This window comes from Companilactobacillus sp. FL22-3 (assembly GCF_054881455.1).
Window position 1 is genome coordinate 111,043 of sequence record NZ_JBTYYZ010000006.1, and the last position, 18,393, is coordinate 129,435.

Below are 18,393 nucleotides of genomic sequence, written 5' to 3' on the forward strand. Positions count from 1 at the left end.
TATTGAGGGATGGCAGGAAGATGCTGTCCTTTTTTATTTTCCAAAGTTATGATAACGCTTTGATGGATTTTTGAAATCTCAGCATAATAGTGGTAACATAATATAACTTTAATTTAAGAGGTTATTATGATGACAGACAAACCTAAGGTTAACGAACAGGACGAAAAGCAACGTGAACAAGCACATTTGAATGATGTGGTTGCACAAATTAAAAAGTCCGAAAGCTGTCTTCAGGAACATATTGAAGTCGCTGAAGATGACTTAAAAGTTATTAATAATGCTTTCGATGATATTCACATTGGAATGGATGGCGATTCGATCTCAATGGATGCAGCCCTATCCATTCATCAACAGCAACAGATGCTTGACGAAAGAAACAACAGTTGGCAACAGTCGAAACAACGTTTAGGCATTCTCAAAAAGCTGGAAAAGACACCTTTCTTTGCACGATTAGACTTCCAGGAAAAAGGTGAACCCAAAAAGGAGACCGTTTATATTGGTTTAAGTTCTTTTACTGACCGCAATGATCACTTTTTAGTTTACGATTGGCGAGCACCAATTTCTTCTATTTATTATGATGGTAAATTGGGCGATGTAACTTACCAAACTCCCGATGGGGAACAGCAAGTTGAATTATACTTGAAACGTCAGTTTTTGGTGGAAGATGGCAAGATCAGAGCTTACTTTGACACGCAAGAAACGATCGGTGACCAAATGCTCTTGGAAGTCTTAGATGGTAAATCTTCGACACATATGAAAGGGATCGTTAAGACGATTCAGAGTGAACAAAACAAGATCATTCGTGATACTAAGTCGAAATTATTGTTTGTTCAAGGAGCTGCTGGTTCTGGTAAAACTTCAGCTATCCTTCAACGGATCGCTTTCTTGCTATATCGCTATCGTGGGACGTTAACATCCAGTCAGGTAGTAATGTTCTCACCTAACTCGTTGTTCAATGACTATATCAAAGATGTTTTGCCAGAAATGGGTGAACAAAACATGGTGCAAATGACTTACAAGCAATTTTTAGCACGCCGTTTACCTAACTTAACAGTCGAAAGCTTATCTGATCAATTTGAAACAGTTGTCGATACTAATAGTAAATCCGTCAGCAAGTTCGTCTCGGATATTGAGTTTTTCAAGATACTGACTAATTATAGTAAGCTACTCGGTCAAAGCGGAATGGCTTTTAAGGACATCAAGTTCCAAGGCAAAGTCTTTATTGCGAAGGAAAAAATTCAAGAAATCTACTATAGTTATGGTTCCCAATATAATTTGGGCAATCGTTTGGATGCGACGGTCGATCGTTTGGTCAAAATGTTGCATCGTAAAATTGGTGCGGAAATGCGCTCGAAGTGGGTTGCGGAAAGAATCGAGAATTTGAGTCAGGAACAGTTGCAAGCTTTATATAACACCGCTGATCAGGAATTTAAGAATGGCGATGAAGAGAAGAAGTTCTTAGCTCGTAAGATCGTCACGGCAATGATGCAAGGCGTTTATAAGAATATCAAGCGTCTGCGTTTCTTGAACGTTGCCAGCAACTATATGAACTTTCTCAAAGCTGTCCCTAAGATCGTCAACTTAAAAGATTACGAAATTACTGACGAACAATGGGATCAATATGTAGAGAATTTTGTCACAGCTTTCCAAAATAAACAAATTTCGATGAATAATCTTAGTCCTTACCTTTACTTGTATGATTTGGTGACTGGTAAACACGGTGAATTGGACATGAAATTTGTCTTCATCGACGAGATTCAAGATTATACGCCATTCCAATTGGCCTACATGAAATATAAATTCCCACGGGCTCGTTACACGATGTTAGGTGACTTGAATCAATCGATCTTTACTAAGAAAAATAGTCAGACCTTGCTGACGGAAGCTCAAAGTTTGTTCAATGCCGATGAAACGAGAGTAGTTCAATTAGTTCACTCATATCGTTCGACAAAACAAATTACGGACTTTACGAAAGCTATTTTGACAAATGGCCAAAAGATTGAGCCGTTCAATCGTAACGGTGATTTGCCAAATATGCTATTGGCTAAGGATATCGATCAATCGATTCAACAAGTGATGACGCAGCTACAAGAAAATAATCAACATAAATATACGACCGCCATCATTGCTAAAACTTTGGCTGATGCGGAAGAATTGCATAAGCTGTTAAAAGCTCAAGGTGTGCAATCAACTTTGATCCGTTCTGAAAACCAACGCTTGGCTACAGGCACGATCGTCTTGCCATCATTCTTGGCTAAGGGACTGGAATTCGATGCGGTCATTATGTGGGATGCATCTAAGGACAAATTTGACGAAGACGAACAACAATTAGTCTATACGATTGCTTCTAGAGCAATGCACAAGTTGACCATTACTGTAATTGGAGCACCATCACAATTATTGGAACGTGTGCCCGAAAAGTATTATCAAGTAGCTCAACCTAAAATTTAATCGTTTTAAAGAACGCAAATACCTGCCGATTCTAAATATGGAATTGGTAGGTATTTTCTTTTTTGGATAATATTTTTAATCAAGGATTGTTAAAGCTCTTCCCGAATAATATACTTAAAGCTAGATATTTTTTGGGGGAAATTAAGTGAAAATTAAATGGGTATATAAGATCAGTGGCATAATTATTGCGTCGTTAGCGATAATTCTCTTAGTTGTCGGACACTTTTCGCAACACAATGAGGTCCAAAAGGATGTCAAAGTTGAAACTAAAAAAGACGCGAGAAAAGATATTAAAAAGGCCCCTCAAGTTCGAGAGGACAAAGGAATGGTCAGCTTAAAGAATTTCAAGTACGATCAGTCTTCGGAGAAGAAGTCTTATCCAGATTTGAACCAACATCCTAATGCTTGGATCGATGTCGATATAGCGACGCAACGGACGTATATCAAAGATGGTAAAACGACGTTATACGAAATGTATTCTTCAACTGGTAAACATGATACGACCCCACGGGGAACTTATTACATTCAAAATGAACGGGGAGATTTTTTCTACACCAAGCCGTTAAAGATGGGAGCCTATTACTGGGTATCATTTTTACATCATGGTGAGTATTTATTCCATACTACACCGACAGATGTTAACGGGAAGTATGATGACAAGATCGCCAAAACCTTGGGGAACGAACCATCGTCACATGGCTGTATTCATCTTTCCACACCTGATTGCAAGTGGGTCTATGATAATGTGCCAACAGGAATGAAAGTTGTTATCCACGGAAAATACCATGCTTAAGCAATTAAGATCGAATAATGAAAGCGGATTTATTGTCATGGCAATCGAAATGTTTTAAGTTGAATATATACTTAAACTTTCGGAGGTCAGCTTGATGAGTGAAAAATTTGATTATGACGTACTTTACATTGGATCTGGACACGCAACATTCGATGGAGCGACACCCTTAGCTAAGATTGGGGTCAAAGTTGGGGTTATTGAAAGTGGACTAGTTGGTGGAACTTGTCCTAATCGTGGCTGCAACGCCAAAATAACTTTGGATGAGCCAGTTAAAATGACCCGTGAAGCTGAAAGAATGGCCGGTGTTTTAAAGGGTGATTTAACGATTGACTGGACTAAGAATGTAGCTCATAAACAGGAGATCATCGATAATCTGCCTCAAGATTTAACTAATCGTCTAGAAAACGCTGGGGCTACGATTATGAAAGGCCATGCGACTTTTAAAGATAACCACACCGTTTTGATCGATAATAAAACTTCAGTGACAGCTGAAAAGATCGTGATAGCCACTGGTTTGAAACCTCATCGTTTAGATATCGTGGGCACAGAGTTGGCTCATGATAGCGAAGACTTTATGAATTTGACCACTTTGCCCAAAGACATCACCATCATTGGTTCGGGCTACATTGGGATGGAATTTGCGACAATTGCCAACGCTTCCGGAGCCAATGTCACTGTGATGTTGCATTCAGATAAAGTTTTACGCAAGTTCTATCAACCGTACGTCAAGATGGTAGTTGATGATCTCAAGCACCGTGGCGTAAAGTTTATCGAAAAAGCTAACGTGCAATCCTTTGAGAAAACAGCTACGGCCTTTAAAGTTAACTACGGCAATGGCCAATCCTTAGTTACTGATTGGATCTTAGACGCAACCGGCCGAATTCCTAATCTAGAGAATTTAGCTTTGGAAAATGTCGGTGTTAAATATGACCACAGTGGTGTGTTCGTCAATGATTATTTACAAACAAACGTTGAGAACATCTATGCTGCAGGGGATGTGGTCGCCAATGACTTACCAAAAGTTACCCCAGCCGCTTACTTTGAATCGCTCTACTTAATGCAACTGTTCTCTGGTCAAACAACTGAACCAATCAAGCTTCCCGTTATCCCATCAGTAGTCTTCACTTCACCACGAATCGCTAAAGCTGGAGTGTCAGTTGAAGAAGGTCAAGAAAAGGGTTACGATATTGCATCCAACGACTTAGCTGATTATTGGTATTACAAGGTAGACAAAGAACCATTGGCTCAAAGTAAACAAATTCACGATCAAAAAGGCCACTTAGTAGGAGTTACCGAAATAAGTGACCAAGCGCAAGATGCCGTAAATGCATTATTGCCAGCGATAGAATTCCAATTTGACCGTCAACAAGTTGGCCGTTTAGTGGGTCTTTTCCCAACTATTGGATATGCAGCTTGGCATCGGGCCTAAAATATTGTATGCAAAAAACCTCTGATTTTATATTTCGAATCAGAGGTTTTTTTACGTGTAAAAATCTTATTGAGAAATTATTTTCTCCAAAAACCGTGTTCTTGGTCGACGGCCTTTTGAGCAACTAAATTCAAGTAATTAAAGGGTTGATCGAAGTTAGGCGAGAAGAGCATATCTAATAAAGCTAATTCATCAATCGTGTTGCCGTTTTGGATCACTACCGACATCGTGTTGGCCGATTGGGAGATTTCATGATCAGACATCATTTGAGCACCTAGAACTTTACGGCTGTCTTTGTCATAAACCAATTCGACAGTGACTTTTGCGGTGGTGGGCATGAAATCAGGCCGATAATTGCCTTCGTAGATTACGGATGCGGCATTGAAATGAGCTTTTTGAGCATTTTCGAGAGTCAAACCAGTAGCGGCAATGGTCTTATCGAAAAGTAGCATGCCGGTAGTAGCTTGCGTGCCCATCGTTCGAACTCTTTTGTTGAAAATGTTGATTCCGGCTAGCATACCTTGACGGATTGCGTGAGAAGCTAAAGGAATATAAGCTGTTGTGAAAGTTGGATTGAAGTGAACTTCGGTGGCATCTCCAGCCGCAAAAATATCTGGGTCAGAAGTTCCCATATATGGATCAGTGATGATAGCTCCATTTTCAGCGATATTGACTTGACCTTTAACTAGATCCGATTGTGGTACGGTACCAGGTGCAACTGTAACCAAATCGACATCACAATCACAATTAGTTGATTTGAGATTGATTTTATCGTTAGGTAAGTCGTTGAATTGGGTGACCAAGGTATCAGTCATAACATGAACGCCATTTTCAATCAAAAGTTGTTTGACTTTTTCAGACATAGTAGGACTGAGATATTCGTGCAAGAGATAATGATCCTTTTCAATCAAATGAACTTCATGATTGGATTTTCGATAACCTTCTGCAAACTCTACTCCAGCATAACCACCGCCAACAATGGCGATTCGATGACTATTTTTAGCTACAGCGTAAAGCTGATTTGCCTCGTCACAAGTCTTACCAAGCATTACCCGGGGACTTTCGATACCACTGATAGCTGGAATGGCGGTCAGTGACCCGGTAGCGATGAGTAATTTATCATAGTGGTCGTGAACCATCGCTTTAGTTTTTAAATCTTGAGCTAAGACAGTGTGCTCTTTAGCGTTGATACTGATGACGTCATGTTGCATCTTCATATCGACGCCTTTTTTGATAAAATCTTTTGGATCGGCATAGAAAACATCGTCTAAGTTTTTAACCGTTCCCCCGAGATGTAAATACGTTCCACAGGCCAGATAAGAAATCTCTTGGTGGCGTTCGTAAACCGTTATATCAGTATTTGGATAATATTTGATGATTTGATTAATGGCTGCGATTCCAGCGTGAGTACAGCCAACAATAATAACTTTTTTGTTCGTGATATTGCTATCCTTTCTCTTTGTCGTATACTACGGGTAGATAATAACTATGGTAAATATACACTCGTTTATAGGGGAATGAAAGTATGAAAACGATTTATCGTTATTTTGTGCAACCACAATTGGATGGAAAGAAGAATACGATTTTTGGATATGAGTTGTTAATGAAGGAATTGACTGATCAAGGCTGGCGGATTCCGGCTTCATTTAAAGATATCGACTCACAAATCATTTCGGACTTGTTGATTCAGACAACGAAGATTTTAGGCCTAAAAGTACAATACTGTTCAGTCAACATTAATCGTGAACAACTGATGGATACGACCATTGCTAAAGCTATCATTCAGAGTCAAAAACAACTCTATCCAGCTAAGTTAGTCGTGGAATTAACTGAGGAAAAAGGTTGCAAGAGTTATCCTGATACTAGTTTGATTCCACAATTGCGTAAATTTATCGAGCAGGGGATGCAATTGTCATTGGATGATGTTGGAACTGGTGTCAATGATTTTAAGAGTATTCAAGAGTTCTTGCCTTTAGCTTCGGAATTGAAGTTTGCTCTACAGAATTTTCGTAGCGAGTCTAAAGACCCAAACATTCAAGAAAAGTTACATTTCTGGCATGCCATCAGTAATGAGTACGGTTTGCGCCTAATTTTAGAAGGGATTGAGGATGCAAATGATGCTAAATTGAGCAAGTCCTTTGATATTCCATTACGTCAGGGCTATTACTATGGCAAGCCCAAGTTGTTGCATTTGCCCGATGATCCGGTTGACTTAGGATTCTAATAATTGCTGAACGAAAAATACCCTCTGATTCTCAACTAGAGTCAGAGGGTATTTGCGGTAATAATTAACTCAAAAGTGTTAAAGTAACACGATTTAGTTTCTTGGAAAGTTCGAACAGCTTTTCATAGGTGGGATCATTTTGATAAAGATCCATCTTATCCTTCAATTGTTTCTGTTCAAATGGTGAGAAGTAAAATTTCAAATCATGATTGCCATATAAGGTCGCTAATAGAGCAAAGGCGTCTGGTGAAATCTTGTCAGAGTTCAATATTTCCTTACGTAGATCACTGACCAGACTGCGTTTAACGTTGCGGTTAGGTAAATAATTGTTAGTCTTGAAAACTAATCCCGTTACCGCCTTAGTCACGTCAACTTTGTCGACTAATGAATCACCGATTTCATTGTAAATGATCCGAGTGATCTTTTCGTTGGTTGCCATTGCTCTTAAAACGTGATTGACGCTCTTGCCCTGATTCTTATTGATGATTTGGAAAAATTCGTTAAGATATTGTTTGTCGTCGGGCAAAACCTTATTAATGATGACACTGTTGTCTGTCAGGTCGATAATATCATTCAGTGCTAGGTCGAAAAATGAACTTTCGGCTAAATAAGCACGACGTCTGGTATTCTTAAAAATACGAATACTACCTTTTTCGTTACACGATAAAATAAAATATTTTTGAGGAATATTTAAATCCATAAAGTGCTCCTTAATTTGCCACTAACTTGGAATGGTTAGTTAATTTGGCTTTAATTTCTGGTATTAACTCGTCTTCTAAGAGATTATAACCTTGCTTGGTAAAGTGCAAACCGTCTGATTGTAACATTTTTGAAAGATTAGCACCGTAAGCCATATCGTGCAGCAAATCAACATACGATACGTCTAGTCGGTGGCTGAGATGTTCAGTTACTAACTCGAATTGGAGCTGACGGGTCCAAGGACGAGTTGGATTCTTCTGCCAGTCGATGTAAGGCGGCGACAATAAAATAATTTTTTGTCGATCCAAACTTGCAATCATATTCGACAGATTAGCCGCAAATTTACCAGGCTTGATTTCATCGGTAGTGCAGATATCGTTAGCCCCGAATCCTAAAACGATTGCTTCAGGACGAAGGCGGGCCACACGATCAACACGTGTCATAGCATTACTGGTCTTGTAATCCGCAAGCGACAGATTAATGACTTCATAACCAGGGAAGTTTTTGCGCAGGCGTTTTGCGAGTGTATCGCTAGTTTTGCCATCGCGAACCCCTAATAAAGTGAAGTCCCCAAATAATACTATTCTTTTCATATATGTTTCCTTTTTAAAAAAGTTCTATACTATACTAGAATACCAGAAAACAAACAAAAGTTAATTATTATATTAAGCAGGGTTTAACAATATGCAAAGTTTAGCTAACTACGATGAATTTACTCGCAAGCAATGGGAGAATTTCCACGGTGAATACACCAAACAAGCAATTACTGACGGCGAGCTGAGAAAAATCAAATCCTTAGATGATGAAATATCCATCGATGATGTCAGATCGATCTATGCTCCGATTCGTCACTTATTGCATATCTACTTAAAGAATTATCGTAAATTGACGAAATTAAAAAACGAACTGATCAATCGTTCGACTAGAAAGATTCCTTTTATTATTGGAGTCTCTGGTTCAGTTGCCGTTGGAAAAAGCACTACCGCCCGGTTATTGAAGATAATGCTGGAGCGCGCCTATCCACAGTATAAAGTCTCACAGATGACGACGGATGGCTTTTTGTATCCTAGTAAAATATTGAAAGAACGTCATTTAATGGAGAAAAAAGGTTTCCCTGAGACGTACGATATGGAGAAACTGTTAAAATTTTTGGGCGATGTCAAGACTAAAGGCGGTAAAATCAAGTATCCACTTTATTCACACAATATTTACGATATCATTCCCGATAGGTACGAAGAGACTGACAATCCAGATATTTTGATCGTTGAAGGGATAAATGTATTACAATTGCCTCATAACGAACAGATCTATGTCAGCGACTTTTTTGATTTTTCCATTTATATCGACGCAGAAGTCAAAGATATTGAGGAATGGTTCTTGAATCGCTTCGAGAAGCTATTAGATTTAGCTAGAAACGATCCTAATAGTTATTACTACCAATTCACCCAGATTCCGGAAAAAGACGCTATGAGCATGGCAAAACGGGTTTGGGAAACAATCAATTATCCTAACTTACGTGATTATATTAAACCGACGATGAACCGAGCCAACCTGATTTTACACAAGTCAGAAGATCATCAGATCGATAAAATTTATCTTCGTAAATATTAAGCGTTAACAATGTATGACATGAGACCGAATTTCGTATACAATAGAATAAATAAAAAAATGGGGGAAATTGATTTGAGCAAGCAATGGCCTGATGCTGATAGCATCATCGTTCTAGACTACGGTAGTCAATACAATCAGTTGATTACACGCCGAATCAGAGATTTCGGTATCTACTCTGAATTACTACCAAATACTATTACTGCTGCAGAAGTTAAAGAAATCAATCCTAAAGGAATCATTCTTTCTGGTGGACCAATGAGTGTCTACGACAAGGATGCCTTTTCAATCGACCAAGACATTTACAAGTTAGGAATTCCTATCTTGGGTATTTGTTACGGTATGCAATTGATGTCTTATAATTTAGGCGGAAAAGTTGAACCAGCTGATAACCGTGAATATGGACGTGCTGATATTACAGTTAAAGATTCAGATTCTGTCCTATTTAAAGGCTTACCAGAAAAGCAATATGTCTGGATGAGTCATGGAGACCTCGTTAGAGAAGCTCCAGAAGGTTTTAAAGTTGTCGCTACAAGTAAGAATGCACCTATTTCTTCGATTGCTAACGACGAAAAGAAAATGTATGGTGTCCAATTCCATGCCGAAGTTAGAAATACTGAATATGGCTTGGATATCCTAAAGCACTTTGCCTTTGACGTTTGTGAAGCTCAAGCTAACTGGTCAATGGATGATTTCATTGATCAACAAATTAAAAAGATTCGTGACACAGTTGGTGACAAGAAAGTTCTTCTTGGACTATCTGGTGGTGTCGATTCTTCAGTTGTTGGCGTTTTGCTACACAAAGCCATCGGTACACAATTGACAAGTATCTTTGTTGATCATGGTTTGTTGCGTAAGAACGAAGCAGATCAAGTTATGGATAGTTTGAAAGGTAAGTTTGGTTTGAACATCATCAAAGTAGATGCGCAAAAACGTTTCCTAGACAAACTTGCTGGCGTAACTGATCCTGAAAAGAAACGTAAGATCATTGGTAACGAATTTATCCAAGTGTTCAACGACGAAGCTACTAAGTTAGATGGTATCGACTTCCTAGCTCAAGGAACACTTTATACAGACGTTATCGAAAGTGGTACAAGTACTGCTCAAACAATCAAATCTCACCACAACGTTGGTGGACTTCCAGAAGACATGCAATTTAAGTTGATCGAACCATTGAGAACCTTGTTCAAAGATGAAGTTCGTGAACTTGGTGAAAAATTAGGTATGCCACACGAATTAGTATGGCGTCAACCATTCCCAGGTCCAGGCCTTGGAATTCGTGTTATCGGTGAAGTTACCGAAGATAAACTAGAAATCGTTCGTGATAGCGACTGGATTCTTCGTGATGAAATTGCTAAGAACGGATTGGACGAAAAAATTTGGCAATACTTTACCGTCTTGCCAGGAATTCGTTCAGTTGGTGTCATGGGTGATGGCCGTACTTACGATTACACAGTTGGTATTCGTGCCGTTACCTCAATTGATGGTATGACAGCTGACTTTGCTCAAATCCCTTGGGATGTATTGCAAAAGATCTCAGTTAGAATCGTAAACGAAGTTGATCACGTTAACCGTGTAGTTTATGATATTACTTCTAAGCCGCCTGCAACTATTGAGTGGGAATAATTGAATAGTACAAATAGCTTGGTTAGACTAGTCTTTCTGAGCTATTTTTGTATAAAAGGCAAACAAAAGAGCAAACAATGCTTATTAGGAGTGACAATAATGGCCAAATTTAGTGAAAACATTGTATTTAATGCGAGATATATTGCATATTATGCTCATCTTAAACAGGTTGACCACGGAGGAAATCCATATATTTTTCATCTGGTAGAAGTTGCAGAAAAATGTACTAGTCCTGAAACGTAAGCAACAGGGTATTTGCATGATATATTAGAAGATACAGACACAACAGTTGAGGATTTGCTGGAAGATGGTATTCCGGAAAAGATAGTAAATACCGTTAAATTATTGACCAGAACGTCCGATGAAACCTATCATGAGTATTTAGAAAAATTAAAACCAAATCCTATAGCTAAAGAGGTAAAGTTAGCTGATTTGGCAGACAATCTTAATTTGAATCAATTGAATACGTCAGTTAATGATTCTAACAGTAGTTTGATTAAATGTTATAAGAAAGTCGTGGCATTTCTAGAATCGTAAAAACTATTGTATTAAAAAGCTTAAAGTAAAAAATATTATAATGGAGGATGAGACAAATAGAACTTCAAGTAAGAATATCAGTTGAGACGGCCGAAATTATTGAAGAGCTAAAAGCAAGATATGAAGCAGATCAACAAATTCGGTTCACAAAAAGTGATGTATTAATGAAAGCCGTTAATGATAATAAATCTTCGTGGGAAGACACTAAGTGGGAAAATATTGAAATTGAATTATCTAAAAGATCTATCACACCAAGTGCTACAAGACCTAAATTTGATATTTCACCAGATGTAGATAATTACTTAAAAAAACTAAAGGCATATTTACCAAATTACTTAGGAACTCGATCAGTTACCATCGGTGTAGCAATTAAGTATGCGGTAAAATTAGCTTTATTCAATTTTCAAAAAAATGATGATAAAGTTTTTACATATTCTGAGATGATTAGTCAGATTAAAGAAAAATACCTTGCGGTTGCTACTTCAACTGCAGAAAAAAGTATTTTGAATGAAGCTTTAACTGAAGTAGAATTCAATTTAAATCATAATCACTTTCACATTTAGATAGGCCTATAAGGCCTATTTTTTTTGTTTTAATTTATTGAGAAAAAAAGGAGAAAAAAATTCTCCGAAGAGTTGACGGTTTCATTTTGACGTGTTAACTTACTTGTGGAGGACAAAAGGAGGATAGGTGGATGATAATAAGAGAATATCGAATCTTTCTAATATATTAGTTAAGAATATGAAAAAAATATCTAAATATTATTTAAATACAGGAGGAAGTAAATATGCGAGCAGTTTGCTGGAATATCAATTTGAGATCTAACACAATATCAGAGGATGCGGCTAGTTTTGTAGTAAGAAATATACAAGGGAGTGGTAGTCCAGACTTGGTTGTTTTAACCGAGTATGTACAATCTGATATTTTGAATAATAAATTAGAAAAAAACGGATATGCTGTCTACACAGATGAAGATTTAAAAACAAAGAATGGAATTCTTATTGCAATAAATAAACAGAGCAATATCAAAGTCAAAGAAGTTTTCAATTTAAAAGAGAATGTTAATGATATTAATCCAAATTTTTTGGGCGTACGTTTGATAAGTAATGGTAAACATTTAAACGTAGTAGGAACAAGAATTAGAATTGGCGGAAGTAATTTGACTGATGATTTTAAAGACAGAGCACGACAAGTAACAGGGCTATTAAATCAACTTGATATCCACAATATTTCAGGTCGCACGGCAATTGTCGGGGATTTTAACAACGGTTGGTTTGATAAGAAAATGAATGAAGTTAAGGAAAAATATACAGGAAAGCCACGTGAGTATTTTAATTATGGAATGTTGACTTCATTAATGAAGTGTGCCGATTTTAAGGTTGGTACACCCAAAAATGGTTATTCTTGGGGAAATGGTTTTAACTTAGATCATATCTTTTTTAGAGATCTATCCGTCAAAAATTCTATTTATAAGTGGGATTTTGAGCAAGACCCATTGTATAAACACAGAGTTGGCTATCCGGACCATGCACAATTATTAACAGAGATAGAACTGTAAAACATTTGGTTAAAAGTGAGGGAGAGAAATTGATTCAAATACAAGGAAACAAGTTAGAAAAATCTGGTGAATATTCTATGGAAAAGCCGAGTGGATTAGGAAGGACATATGTTATATCCGATGTTCATGGTTGTTACGATCAGTTCATTCAGCTTCTAGAAAAAATAAAATTTTCTGATAAAGATCGTCTCATATTGTTGGGTGATCTCGTGGATCGTGGGCCTCATAGTTGTAAGTTGCTTCGTTTCGTTATGCCAAGCCCCAATATTTATCCGATTCTTGGGAATCACGATTACTTCGCGTATAAAAATTTGAGGTGGCTCACTTCAACCTTTTCGGCTGATTCTACTAAAAAAATAGATAGAGATTCAGTGGAGATCTTTTTTGAATGGGTTAAAGAAGGTGGGGAGAGCACCGTCAATGAATTTAGAATGCTAAATGGCAATCAGCGTCAACAAATTATTGAGTTTCTGTCAGAGTTTTATTTTTACAAAGAATTGACTGTAAATGAGCGAAAGTTTGTCCTTGTCCACGCTGGTATTGAAAATTTCCAGCGGAATAAGCCGATGATTGACTATGAATTTTACGATCTAATCTTTGAGCATCCAAATTATCAAGTTGAATATTTTCCAGATCGATTTCTTGTTACAGGTCATACCCCTACTCGAATTATTAGAAAATTAGTAGGCCAGTCAAATAATGATGGTAGTGACGATTTGATTTTTCGAACACATCATCATATTGCTATTGACTCCGGCTGTGTTTATGGTGGACGCTTGGCGGCTCTGTGTCTTGATGATTTATCAGAATATTATGTCGATGGACCAAACGTTCATGGAGGAGACGGGATTTGATTCAGTTGATGAAAGAAGCAAGGCAGAAAGTAAAAAAGGTACCAATAAGAATCTGTTTAAATAATCCAAACGAATTCCTTAATTACAAACACGATTTACTCATTTGTCAAATAATTTTAGTAGCGATAATTGTATTCTGGTTCATTCTTTGTTGGTTTACAGATGATTTGTTATTCAGAATAGTGGATATAATAACAACAGCTTTATTCTTTTTCTATGAAATTCGTTTTTTTCAAAATGGAGGCACTTTTTTAGATATGAGTTTGAGATTGAATATTTGCTTCTTCGTTTTACATTGAAGAATGATTTAGAAGATACGGTGTTCTCATATCTGTATGAAGAAGACGGTAGAGTATTACATGTTAGGGCTTTAAAAGGAATTTCTCCTAAAATCGCGAAGATTGAAAATTTGGAAAAGGGATTATGCAGTCTATTTGGTTATCCTTTAAAGAATAAAGTAATCAGTGAGACGACAGTTGATTACTATTTTCAGAAAGAGTCTTTTGAACGTATAAAGTATGGTTCAGATGAAAATCAGCAGGTTGAAAGCTTGGAAATTAATTTGGGATATGGACAGACCTATAACATGATTAAAACACCTCATATTCTTATTTCAGGTGGTACAGGTTCAGGAAAATCTGTATTTATTAGTTGGTTTGTTCTTGAGTTATTGAAACGACAAACAGAACTCTATATTGTCGATCCCAAACATTCAGATTTATCAGCTTTAAAAAAGGTTTTGAATGAGCAAAATGTTGCCGTAACATTACCGCATATTACTAAAGTTACACGTCTTGCCGTAGAAGAAATGCAAAAACGATATGATTTCATGAATGAACCAGAGAATTTTAAATATGGATCTAATTTTACCAATCATGGTTTTAAACCAGTCTGGTTGATGTTTTAATGAAAGAAGTTCTGTTTATTTCTACTGTGAATTACAGGGACATTTCTCGTAAATTCACAATGTTCACTATTTCTTCTATACTAATTGGCCTATAATTCGTTATATCGACACCAACATTCACTGCATTTTCACCCAGCGTTCTAGTAAAATAAGCAGCATTTATATTGTGAACATGACCATATAAATGAATTGCGTGGTTGTAGTAACCGTCCCATTCCAATATAGGATAGTGAAAAAGAACAAATTTTCTATTATTATATTCAAAAGAATAATAATCTTTAACCCATTCAAATAAAGAATGGTCAAAATTTTGATCATTTAAGTATTGTTCATGATTTCCTTTAATTAGATATTTTTTGCCTCGTAGTTGTTTTAAAATTGTATTTGCCTGTTCCCCAGTACCCATATAAACAAAATCTCCTAAAATATATACTTCATCGTTTGGAGATTTTACAGTCTTATTCCATTTTTCTATTAACTTTTGATTCATTTCTTCAACATTATGAAATGGTCGATTACAGAAAGCAATTATTGGTTCATGGAAGAAATGTGTATCTGCTATAAAATATTTCATTTGTGTTCTCCCTTTTTAGTCATTGATGATATATTACATTATCTTTATAGAAAGTTGTAATGTTCAATGATTAAAAGTATAATTTTTAGTACAAACAAATTGCAAACAATCCATTTAAATTCATATTAAATATAACGATTGTTAGGAAATGAGAATGCTGTAAAAATAGTATTTCAATTCAAATTAATTAAGACAACCATTGAGTGGGAATAATATTCCGTAGAAAAATATAGAGCATCTCTGACTATTGTCGGAGATGCTCTTTTTATCTTAAATAAAAGGGTCTAAGTCAAATCGTGTTGGTGAGACCTATTTCTAAGAATCATACCTTAATTGGTATGGTTCTTTTTCTTTACATTCTTATAAGTTGAATGCGAATAGTGAATTTAAATAGGTTGATATTAAGAGGTACTCAGAGAACTTAGTTGATAATTAGAATATAAAAAAGCCTTTCAGATGAAGTAAATTCATTGAAAGACTTTCTTGCATAAAACTGAACCTTAAGCAGCAGCTTCTGCAGCTTTTTCTTGTTTTAGCAACTTGTTGTCGTAACGCTTGATAAATGGGAACCAAACGACGAATGATACCAAGGCACAGACGATAGAAAGGACAGCACCTTTCCAACTAGCAGTACCAATAAATCCACTCAAACCAACTGGTGTAGGCCATGGTTGTTGAGTAATAATCTTAGGAACCAATTTGGATGTGATAGCAAAGTAACTAACAAGTCCTGAAGCAATTGGAGCACCTAAGAATGGAATAAATAGGTCGACATTATAAACGATAGGTAAACCGAATAATAAAGGTTCGTTGATATTGAAGATAGCTGGAACAAGTTCAACCTTACCAATTTCCTTTAATTGGGCTGATCTAGAGAAGAATGCTAACCAAATGGCAACACCTAAAGTAGCACCGGAACCACCAATGATAACGAAGGCGTTCAATGGATCACCGGCGAAGAAGTTGCTGGCACCTTTAGTATTAGCAATCATATTAGCTAAAATAATTGGTGTATAGAATGAGCTCATGATTGTAGCACCGTGAATACCGAACCACCATAGGAAGTGGATAAGGAAGATGATAATCAAGAAGCCCCACCATGTATTTGTAATATTACTGATAAATGAAAATGGAATGTATAATACCTTGAATATATCAGTTCCTAAAAGAACAAAGATCAAGTTAAGTACCATAACAACAAAAGCAACACAGGCACCAGGAATCAATGAACTGAATGAGTTAGAAACACCAGCTGGAACTGATGCTGGCATCTTGATTTGCCAGTTGTGTTTAACAGTAAAACGATAAATTTGAACTGTAATCCAACCAACAACTAAACCGGTAAAAATACCTACGGCAGCAATTCTGGTAATACCACCAGTAGATACGGCGTAACCACCACCGATAATGTTGTCTGGTTTTAGAGATTGTTGAAATTGAATAACACCGTTCTTCCAAATTAATTGTGGAACGGTAATGAAGAATGCCATTAAAAACATAAATAGAGCATTTAGTGGAACAAGATTCAGATTTTCTTCCTTTGCATAAATCTTAGTATAAGAAAAAGTGAATTGACCTGCGAAGATCAAAGCCAAAATACCCATTGTGGCATTATAACCAGTTTGGAATAGATTAGAAAAACGACCCAAACTGCTAGCATATACTGCTGCGAACCCAGGAATTGGAAAGGCCTGGGGTAAAACGTTCAAAATAAGAAAAATTGATCCAATAATTGTGAATGGAATAACACTATAACCGGCGTCCATGATGGCTCTAACAAATCTAGTAGCCGCAAACTTACCAGCAAGGTTAATCATTCGATCCTTAAAAGAACCTGTATCCTCACTTGACATAAAAATCCCTCCTCAAAAAGTTACGACTATTATACTAGTGCAAGCGCTGCCAAAAGTAAACTGGTTTTTGAAAGAAAAATGATAAAATAATCCACATACTCCAATTGTATCAAGATGTCAAGACTCGTTCGAATCTCTTTTGAAATGAAATTGGTATACCTGTAAAATGAAACTTTTTTAGATACAAAAAAGTGCTAGGTGACCACCCCAGCACCTCTTTGTATACAAGATAACCGAGAATAGTTATCTACATAAATTATTAACTAATTTGTTTAAGTAGCTATATAACTATTTATGAAAAAAGGCAATAAAATAAAAATCAACGCAATTAAATAACGTTATTTATATCAATATTATTTAAATTTTGAAGGAAATATTATTATAAACAAATCTTATTGCTAGAAAAAATAGGTTTCCATATACTATCCGTGAAAATATATATTTTTAGGAGGATATTATGGTTCAATCTGTTGATTCGCAAAACGATAGTGATTTATTTTCAGTTAGTTTAGTGGCCTTTTGGGTCAAGGGGAGTATCACAATGGATGATTCTTTCCTACGTGTAAATATGCCCAATACAGTTTTATTTGGTCTCTTACCCGCTGGTAAAACCAAGGATTCATCACCACTCTCAGGGATAACCAATGTCTACACTTCCAAGTCATACAAACTAGGATCAATTATTTTAGGACTTGTTCTGATTATGGCTGGGTTAGCCATGCTTGGTAGCGTAACTTTTGGAGCTTTATTGATGCTCTTAATTGGAGCAGCTGTATTAGGCGGAGGGATTAAAACTTCCTTTACTTATGAGCGTTCAGGAATTCAAAAAGTTATTGAGTTTCCCTTCTTTGAAGCCAGCCGGGTTGATGGCCTAGAAAATCAATTGACTCAAAAATTGGCACAATTCCAAGATGATCGAAATGTGCGTAAGCAATCAGAATTAACTCGCCAGCAAGCAGTTAACAATACTAACAGTGTTGTTAATGCTATCAATAATAATGCCGATACAAATGTAGCAACCGATACGGCAGACTTTGTCTTCTGTTCAAAATGTGGAGCACAGTTAAAACCTGGCTCAGTATTTTGTAATAAGTGTGGCGCACAAATCAATTAAAATAAATAACAAAAGAGCAACTCCGGGTAAAAAAGGAGTTGCTCTTTTGTCATTCAATTCATCATAATCACCAGGGTCATCGGAAACCAAATCTGGTGAAGTAAAAAATCTCAGGAAAATATTCCTTGTATATAAAAGGTAAACGATAGATTTGTTTACTTTCAAA

General features: G+C 36.6%; 18 protein-coding genes. 13 read left to right on the forward strand and 5 right to left on the reverse strand.

Features of this window, described 5'->3' with window-relative positions:
* Positions 1 to 129: 129 nt before the first annotated feature.
* The 3 genes from helD to ACYT32_RS07010 all read left to right on the forward strand — a co-directional run bounded on the left by helD (position 130) and on the right by ACYT32_RS07010 (position 4,673).
* Entirely contained in the window at positions 130 to 2,451 is a 2,322-nt protein-coding gene (helD, locus tag ACYT32_RS07000; protein WP_395265431.1) for an RNA polymerase recycling motor HelD, read from the forward strand.
* Positions 2,452 to 2,596: 145 nt separating this feature from the next.
* Positions 2,597 to 3,244, forward strand: coding sequence for a L,D-transpeptidase (locus tag ACYT32_RS07005; protein WP_395265317.1), 648 nt, complete (start codon positions 2,597 to 2,599; stop codon positions 3,242 to 3,244).
* Between the two features lie 94 nt (positions 3,245 to 3,338).
* Complete coding sequence (locus tag ACYT32_RS07010) at positions 3,339 to 4,673, forward strand: dihydrolipoyl dehydrogenase family protein (protein WP_395265316.1); 1,335 nt, start codon at positions 3,339 to 3,341, stop codon at positions 4,671 to 4,673.
* Positions 4,674 to 4,750: 77 nt separating this feature from the next.
* Here the strand turns inward: ACYT32_RS07010 and ACYT32_RS07015 are convergent, their stop codons facing one another.
* Positions 4,751 to 6,115: an FAD-dependent oxidoreductase gene (locus ACYT32_RS07015; protein WP_395265430.1), complete on the reverse strand. Its 1,365-nt coding sequence runs from the start codon at positions 6,113 to 6,115 to the stop codon at positions 4,751 to 4,753.
* Between the two features lie 83 nt (positions 6,116 to 6,198).
* Here ACYT32_RS07015 and ACYT32_RS07020 point away from each other — a divergent pair, with 83 nt between their 5' ends.
* Complete coding sequence (locus tag ACYT32_RS07020) at positions 6,199 to 6,897, forward strand: EAL domain-containing protein (RefSeq protein WP_395265315.1); 699 nt, start codon at positions 6,199 to 6,201, stop codon at positions 6,895 to 6,897.
* 64 nt (positions 6,898 to 6,961) lie between these two features.
* Here the strand turns inward: ACYT32_RS07020 and ACYT32_RS07025 are convergent, their stop codons facing one another.
* Both ACYT32_RS07025 and ACYT32_RS07030 read right to left on the reverse strand, forming a co-directional pair.
* Positions 6,962 to 7,597, reverse strand: a complete 636-nt coding sequence (locus tag ACYT32_RS07025) for a GPP34 family phosphoprotein (RefSeq protein ID WP_395265314.1) — start codon at positions 7,595 to 7,597, stop codon at positions 6,962 to 6,964.
* A gap of 10 nt (positions 7,598 to 7,607) precedes the next feature.
* Positions 7,608 to 8,189, reverse strand: coding sequence for an SGNH/GDSL hydrolase family protein (locus tag ACYT32_RS07030; protein WP_395265312.1), 582 nt, complete (start codon positions 8,187 to 8,189; stop codon positions 7,608 to 7,610).
* A 91-nt stretch (positions 8,190 to 8,280) separates the two neighbouring features.
* On the opposite strand from ACYT32_RS07030, the gene coaA reads away from it, so the two are divergent.
* From coaA to ACYT32_RS07070, 8 genes are all read left to right on the forward strand, one after another.
* The gene (gene coaA, locus ACYT32_RS07035) at positions 8,281 to 9,207 is read left to right on the forward strand and encodes a type I pantothenate kinase (RefSeq protein ID WP_395265311.1); all 927 of its coding nucleotides are present in this window, start codon (positions 8,281 to 8,283) and stop codon (positions 9,205 to 9,207) included.
* Positions 9,208 to 9,264: 57 nt separating this feature from the next.
* Positions 9,265 to 10,830, forward strand: a complete 1,566-nt coding sequence (guaA, locus tag ACYT32_RS07040; RefSeq protein WP_395265310.1) for a glutamine-hydrolyzing GMP synthase — start codon at positions 9,265 to 9,267, stop codon at positions 10,828 to 10,830.
* A gap of 99 nt (positions 10,831 to 10,929) precedes the next feature.
* The gene (locus ACYT32_RS07045) at positions 10,930 to 11,073 is read left to right on the forward strand and encodes a hypothetical protein (RefSeq protein WP_395265309.1); all 144 of its coding nucleotides are present in this window, start codon (positions 10,930 to 10,932) and stop codon (positions 11,071 to 11,073) included.
* A gap of 12 nt (positions 11,074 to 11,085) precedes the next feature.
* Positions 11,086 to 11,367, forward strand: coding sequence for a hypothetical protein (locus ACYT32_RS07050; protein ID WP_395265308.1), 282 nt, complete (start codon positions 11,086 to 11,088; stop codon positions 11,365 to 11,367).
* A 47-nt stretch (positions 11,368 to 11,414) separates the two neighbouring features.
* Positions 11,415 to 11,930, forward strand: coding sequence for a hypothetical protein (locus ACYT32_RS07055; protein WP_395265307.1), 516 nt, complete (start codon positions 11,415 to 11,417; stop codon positions 11,928 to 11,930).
* Positions 11,931 to 12,154: 224 nt separating this feature from the next.
* Positions 12,155 to 12,925, forward strand: coding sequence for an endonuclease/exonuclease/phosphatase family protein (locus ACYT32_RS07060; protein WP_395265306.1), 771 nt, complete (start codon positions 12,155 to 12,157; stop codon positions 12,923 to 12,925).
* Between the two features lie 29 nt (positions 12,926 to 12,954).
* A complete protein-coding gene (locus ACYT32_RS07065; protein WP_395265305.1) occupies positions 12,955 to 13,779 on the forward strand; it encodes a metallophosphoesterase in 825 nt (274 codons plus the stop codon).
* 277 nt (positions 13,780 to 14,056) lie between these two features.
* Positions 14,057 to 14,686, forward strand: coding sequence for an FtsK/SpoIIIE domain-containing protein (locus ACYT32_RS07070; protein WP_461793382.1), 630 nt, complete (start codon positions 14,057 to 14,059; stop codon positions 14,684 to 14,686).
* A gap of 31 nt (positions 14,687 to 14,717) precedes the next feature.
* Here ACYT32_RS07070 and ACYT32_RS07075 read toward each other — a convergent pair whose 3' ends face one another.
* Both ACYT32_RS07075 and celB read right to left on the reverse strand, forming a co-directional pair.
* Positions 14,718 to 15,260: a metallophosphoesterase gene (locus ACYT32_RS07075; RefSeq protein WP_395265303.1), complete on the reverse strand. Its 543-nt coding sequence runs from the start codon at positions 15,258 to 15,260 to the stop codon at positions 14,718 to 14,720.
* Between the two features lie 500 nt (positions 15,261 to 15,760).
* Positions 15,761 to 17,113, reverse strand: coding sequence for a PTS cellobiose transporter subunit IIC (gene celB, locus ACYT32_RS07080; RefSeq protein ID WP_395265301.1), 1,353 nt, complete (start codon positions 17,111 to 17,113; stop codon positions 15,761 to 15,763).
* A 457-nt stretch (positions 17,114 to 17,570) separates the two neighbouring features.
* On the opposite strand from celB, the gene ACYT32_RS07085 reads away from it, so the two are divergent.
* The gene (locus tag ACYT32_RS07085) at positions 17,571 to 18,227 is read left to right on the forward strand and encodes a zinc ribbon domain-containing protein (RefSeq protein ID WP_395265300.1); all 657 of its coding nucleotides are present in this window, start codon (positions 17,571 to 17,573) and stop codon (positions 18,225 to 18,227) included.
* Positions 18,228 to 18,393: the final 166 nt, after the last annotated feature.

Excerpts from the sequence above, each read along its gene's own strand:
- guaA (WP_395265310.1), top strand. The coding sequence starts at position 9,265 with ATGGGGGAAATTGATTTGAGCAAGCAATGGCCTGATGCTGATAGCATC.
- ACYT32_RS07030 (WP_395265312.1), bottom strand. The coding sequence starts at position 8,189 with ATGAAAAGAATAGTATTATTTGGGGACTTCACTTTATTAGGGGTTCGC.
- coaA (WP_395265311.1), top strand. The coding sequence starts at position 8,281 with ATGCAAAGTTTAGCTAACTACGATGAATTTACTCGCAAGCAATGGGAG.
- ACYT32_RS07025 (WP_395265314.1), bottom strand. The coding sequence starts at position 7,597 with ATGGATTTAAATATTCCTCAAAAATATTTTATTTTATCGTGTAACGAA.
- ACYT32_RS07020 (WP_395265315.1), top strand. The coding sequence starts at position 6,199 with ATGAAAACGATTTATCGTTATTTTGTGCAACCACAATTGGATGGAAAG.
- ACYT32_RS07010 (WP_395265316.1), top strand. The coding sequence starts at position 3,339 with ATGAGTGAAAAATTTGATTATGACGTACTTTACATTGGATCTGGACAC.
- ACYT32_RS07075 (WP_395265303.1), bottom strand. The coding sequence starts at position 15,260 with ATGAAATATTTTATAGCAGATACACATTTCTTCCATGAACCAATAATT.
- ACYT32_RS07045 (WP_395265309.1), top strand. The coding sequence starts at position 10,930 with ATGGCCAAATTTAGTGAAAACATTGTATTTAATGCGAGATATATTGCA.
- ACYT32_RS07060 (WP_395265306.1), top strand. The coding sequence starts at position 12,155 with ATGCGAGCAGTTTGCTGGAATATCAATTTGAGATCTAACACAATATCA.
- ACYT32_RS07055 (WP_395265307.1), top strand. The coding sequence starts at position 11,415 with ATGAGACAAATAGAACTTCAAGTAAGAATATCAGTTGAGACGGCCGAA.
- helD (WP_395265431.1), top strand. The coding sequence starts at position 130 with ATGACAGACAAACCTAAGGTTAACGAACAGGACGAAAAGCAACGTGAA.
- ACYT32_RS07085 (WP_395265300.1), top strand. The coding sequence starts at position 17,571 with ATGGTTCAATCTGTTGATTCGCAAAACGATAGTGATTTATTTTCAGTT.
- celB (WP_395265301.1), bottom strand. The coding sequence starts at position 17,113 with ATGTCAAGTGAGGATACAGGTTCTTTTAAGGATCGAATGATTAACCTT.